The organism is Chryseobacterium sp. SIMBA_028, assembly GCF_046535285.1.
In the GTDB taxonomy this organism is placed as follows: domain Bacteria; phylum Bacteroidota; class Bacteroidia; order Flavobacteriales; family Weeksellaceae; genus Chryseobacterium.
Genome location: NZ_JAWRWZ010000063.1, coordinates 1 through 415 on the forward strand (window position 1 = coordinate 1; position 415 = coordinate 415).

General features: G+C 36.6%; 1 protein-coding gene. It reads left to right on the forward strand.

The features are described from left to right. A partial coding sequence (locus SCA31_RS22545) for a GLPGLI family protein (RefSeq protein WP_410699285.1) occupies positions 1-415 on the forward strand: 415 nt, incomplete at both ends.

Consider the following 415-nt stretch of genomic DNA (forward strand, 5'->3'; position numbering starts at 1 on the left):
ATTACAAATAGGAGATCATCGTGCATTCTTTGCGAGTGCCGTATCGCTGAAAGGTGATTCGGTAATGGCAACTTCAGGAACAATGACTCATAACCCAGATGGAAGTATAACGCTTGGCTGGAAAAAAGGAGTAGTGATTCCAAAAACAAGTTTTACGTTTACCATTATACAATCCAGTGAAAATATACAGTATTTTCAATTGGCAGGGATGTCATTACTGACCTATAAAGAACCCATCATAAAAAATTGGAAGCTTATAGATGAAACTAAAATTATCAATACCATTACCTGTAAAAAAGCGGAAGTAACCTTTAAAGGGAGAAACTGGACAGCATGGTATTCTACCGACATTCCGTTTCCGTATGGTCCGTATAAATTTAGTGGGTTACCAGGATTAATCATCAAAATAACAGAT